This window comes from Streptomyces sp. CRN 30 (genome assembly GCF_034105845.1).
In genome coordinates this window covers 1-4168 of sequence record NZ_JAVRHI010000497.1, presented here as the reverse complement: position 1 = coordinate 4168, position 4168 = coordinate 1, and the positions used below count along the sequence as shown (strand labels likewise).

Annotated in this window: 4 protein-coding genes; all 4 read left to right on the top strand. The window is 70.9% G+C overall.

Features of this window, described 5'->3' with window-relative positions:
• Positions 1–2192, top strand: a 2192-nt coding sequence (infB, locus tag UW392_RS56775; protein WP_320783343.1) for a translation initiation factor IF-2, incomplete at its 5' end; no start/stop codon positions are given.
• Between the two features lie 154 nt (positions 2193–2346).
• Positions 2347–2640, top strand: a complete 294-nt coding sequence (locus UW392_RS56770) for a DUF503 domain-containing protein (protein ID WP_215164473.1) — start codon at positions 2347–2349, stop codon at positions 2638–2640.
• Between the two features lie 61 nt (positions 2641–2701).
• Positions 2702–3172 (top strand): 30S ribosome-binding factor RbfA, encoded by a 471-nt coding sequence (gene rbfA, locus UW392_RS56765; RefSeq protein WP_320783342.1) that lies wholly within the window; start codon positions 2702–2704, stop codon positions 3170–3172.
• On the top strand, positions 3169–4074 hold the full coding sequence (gene truB / locus UW392_RS56760; protein ID WP_320783341.1) for a tRNA pseudouridine(55) synthase TruB: 906 nt from the start codon (positions 3169–3171) through the stop codon (positions 4072–4074). The genes rbfA and truB overlap by 4 nt, the downstream gene beginning before the upstream one ends.
• Positions 4075–4168: the final 94 nt, after the last annotated feature.

Here is a 4168-nt window from a genome sequence, read left to right as displayed (position 1 = left end):
TGCCGCAGCGTCCGGCTGCCGGCCCGCGTCCCGGCGGTGGCCCCGGCGGTGGCCGAGGCCCGGCCGGTGCCGGTCGTCCCGGCGGCGGCGGTCGTCCCGGTGGCGGCGGCGGCTTCGCCGGTCGTCCCGGTGGCGGCGGCGGTGCCGGTCGTCCCGGCGGCGGCGGCGGTTTCGCCGGTCGTCCCGGTGGTGGCGGCGGCTTCGGCGGCGGCGGTGGCCGTCCCGGCTTCGGTGGCCGTCCCGGCGGTCCGGGTGGCCGTGGCGGCACGCAGGGCGCCTTCGGTCGTCCCGGCGGTCCCGCGCGCCGCGGTCGCAAGTCGAAGCGGCAGAGGCGCCAGGAGTACGAGGCCATGCAGGCCCCGTCGGTCGGCGGCGTGATGCTGCCCCGCGGCAACGGCGAGGCCATTCGCCTGTCGCGCGGTGCGTCGCTCACCGACTTCGCGGAGAAGATCAACGCCAACCCGGCGTCGCTCGTCGCGGTCATGATGAACCTCGGCGAGATGGTCACCGCGACCCAGTCCGTCTCCGACGAGACGCTCCAGCTCCTCGCGGGCGAGATGAACTACACAGTTCAGATCGTCAGCCCGGAGGAGGAGGACCGCGAGCTGCTCGAATCCTTCGACCTGGAGTTCGGCGAGGACGAGGGCTCCGAGGAGGACCTGGTCGTCCGTCCGCCGGTCGTGACCGTCATGGGTCACGTCGACCACGGTAAGACCCGACTGCTCGACGCCATCCGCAAGACGAACGTCATCGCGGGCGAGGCCGGCGGCATCACCCAGCACATCGGTGCCTACCAGGTCGCGACCGAGGTCAACGACGAAGAGCGCAAGATCACCTTCATCGACACCCCGGGTCACGAGGCGTTCACCGCCATGCGTGCCCGCGGTGCGCGTTCGACCGACATCGCGATCCTGGTCGTCGCGGCCAACGACGGCGTCATGCCGCAGACGGTCGAGGCGCTCAACCACGCGAAGGCGGCCGACGTCCCGATCGTGGTCGCGGTCAACAAGATCGACGTCGAGGGTGCCGACCCGACCAAGGTGCGCGGTCAGCTGACCGAGTACGGCCTGGTGGCCGAGGAGTACGGCGGCGACACCATGTTCGTCGACATCTCCGCCAAGCAGGGTCTGCACATCGACTCGCTGCTCGAAGCGGTCGTCCTGACCGCCGACGCCTCGCTCGACCTGCGGGCCAACCCGACGCAGGACGCGCAGGGCATCTCGATCGAGTCCCGTCTCGACCGCGGCCGTGGTGCCGTGGCGACGGTCCTCGTCCAGCGAGGCACCCTGCGGGTCGGCGACACGATGGTGGTGGGCGACGCCTACGGCCGCGTCCGCGCCATGCTCGACGACAACGGCAACAACGTCGCCGAGGCCGGTCCCTCGACGCCGGTCCAGGTCCTGGGCCTGACCAACGTCCCGGGCGCCGGTGACAACTTCATCGTGGTGGACGAGGACCGTACGGCCCGTCAGATCGCGGAGAAGCGCGCCGCCCGTGAGCGGAACGCCGCGTTCGCCAAGCGCACGCGCCGCGTCTCCCTCGAGGACCTGGACAAGGTGCTCAAGGCCGGCGAGGTCCAGCAGCTCAACCTCATCATCAAGGGTGACGCTTCCGGGTCCGTCGAGGCCCTGGAGTCCTCCCTGCTCCAGCTGGACGTCGGCGAAGAGGTCGACATCCGCGTCCTGCACCGCGGCGTCGGTGCGGTCACGGAGTCCGACATCGACCTGGCGATGGGCTCCGACGCCATCGTGATCGGCTTCAACGTGCGCGCCGCCGGGCGTGCCGCGCAGATGGCCGAGCGCGAGGGTGTGGACGTCCGGTACTACTCGGTCATCTACCAGGCGATCGAGGAGATCGAGGCGGCCCTCAAGGGCATGCTCAAGCCGGAGTACGAAGAGGTCGAGCTGGGCACGGCGGAGATCCGCGAGGTCTTCCGCTCGTCCAAGCTGGGCAACATCGCGGGTGTCCTCATCCGCTCCGGCGAGGTCAAGCGCAACACCAAGGCGCGCCTCCTCCGCGACGGCAAGGTCATCGCGGAGAACCTCAACATCGACGGTCTGCGTCGCTTCAAGGACGACGTCACCGAGATCCGCGAAGGCTTCGAGGGCGGTATCAACCTCGGAAACTTCAACGACATCAAGGTCGACGACGTCATCGCGACGTACGAGATGCGCGAGAAGCCGCGGGTGTAACCACCCCGTCTTCTTCAGACGGTGCGGTCCGGGGCCGGTCGGCGGAGAGCAATATCCGTCGATCGGCCCCGGCCGTTCGTTGTACGGTTCTGATGTCCCCGCCGTACGCATGGCGGGGCCATCTATCCCGGACCGGCGGGTGAACCGGTTACACATGTATGTGGGGACGCTCTCCTTCGACCTGCTCCTCGGCGACGTACATTCGCTGAAGGAGAAGCGGTCCGTGGTCCGCCCGATCGTCGCCGAGCTCCAGCGGAAGTACGCGGTGAGCGCGGCCGAGGTGGACCACATGGACCTCCACCGGCGGGCGGTCGTCGGACTGGCCATGGTGTCCGGCGACGCGGGGCACCTGAGCGACGTACTGGACCGGTGCGAGCGGCTGGTCGCCGGCCGCCCCGAGGTGGAACTGCTGTCGGTCAGACGGCGCTTCCACGGCGACGACGACTGACCCAGCAGAACACAGAGATCCAGAGAAACACAGAGATCAGGAAAGAACGGGAGACGGACCAGTGGCCGACAACGCGCGGGCCAAGAGGCTGGCGGACCTCATCCGGGAAGTGGTGGCCCAGAAGCTGCAGCGCGGGATCAAGGACCCGCGGCTCGGCACCCACGTCACCATCACGGACACCCGGGTCACGGGTGACCTCCGGGAGGCGACCGTCTTCTACACGGTGTACGGCGACGACGAGGAGCGGGCGGCCGCCGCGGCGGGCCTGGAGAGCGCCAAGGGCATCCTGCGCTCCGAGGTCGGCAAGGCGGCGGGCGTGAAGTTCACCCCGACCCTCGCCTTCGTCATGGACGCCCTGCCGGACACCGCCCGCAACATCGAGGACCTCCTCGACAAGGCGCGGCAGTCCGACGCCAAGGTGCGCGAGGTGTCCGCGGGCGCCGACTACGCCGGTGAGGCGGACCCGTACCGCAAGCCGGGCGAGGCCGACGAGGACGCCGCGGCCGACGAGACGGACGACACCGCTAAATGACCGACAAGCACACCACGCCCGACGGCCTTGTCATCGTCGACAAGCCGTCGGGCTTCACCTCGCACGACGTCGTCGCGAAGATGCGGGGCATCGCCCGCACGCGGCGCGTCGGGCACGCGGGCACCCTGGACCCGATGGCGACCGGCGTCCTGGTCCTCGGTGTGGAGCGCGCCACCAAGCTCCTCGGGCACCTCGCCCTCACCGAGAAGGAGTACGTGGGGACCGTCCGGCTCGGCCAGACGACCCTGACCGACGATGCCGAGGGCGAGATCACGGGGTCGACGGACGCCTCGAAGGTCACCCGGGACGCCATCGACGCGGGGATCGCCGAACTGACCGGCGCGATCATGCAGGTCCCCTCGAAGGTCAGCGCCATCAAGATCAACGGCGTGCGCTCCTACAAGCGGGCGCGCGAGGGCGAGGAGTTCGAGATCCCGGCCCGGCCGGTCACCGTCTCCTCCTTCACCGTGTACGACGTCCGCGAGGACACCGCCGAGGACGGCACCCCCGTCCAGGACCTGGTCGTCTCGGTGGTCTGCTCCTCCGGTACGTACATCCGCGCCCTCGCCCGCGACCTCGGCGCCGGGCTCGGCGTCGGCGGCCACCTGACGGCGCTGCGCCGCACCCGGGTCGGCCCCTACCGGCTGGACGCGGCCAAGACGCTGGACGGGCACCAGCAGGAGCTGACCGTCATGCCGGTCGCGGAGGCGGCCGGCGCGGCGTTCCCCCGGTGGGACGTCGACACCCGCCGCGCCCGGCTGCTCGCCAACGGCGTGCGGCTGGAGATGCCGGAGGAGTACGCCGGCGTGGGCGCGGTGGCCGTCTTCGGCTCCGACGGGACGCTGCTCGCGCTGGTCGAGGAGGAGCGGGGCAAGGCGAAGAGCCTGGCCGTCTTCGGCTGAGGGCCGGGGGCCCCGGTCCTCCCGGGCGCCCTGTCCGTCCCGTCCCCCCGGGCGCCCTGTCGGTCGAAGTCCGGCGCCGGCACGGCCGGCGCCG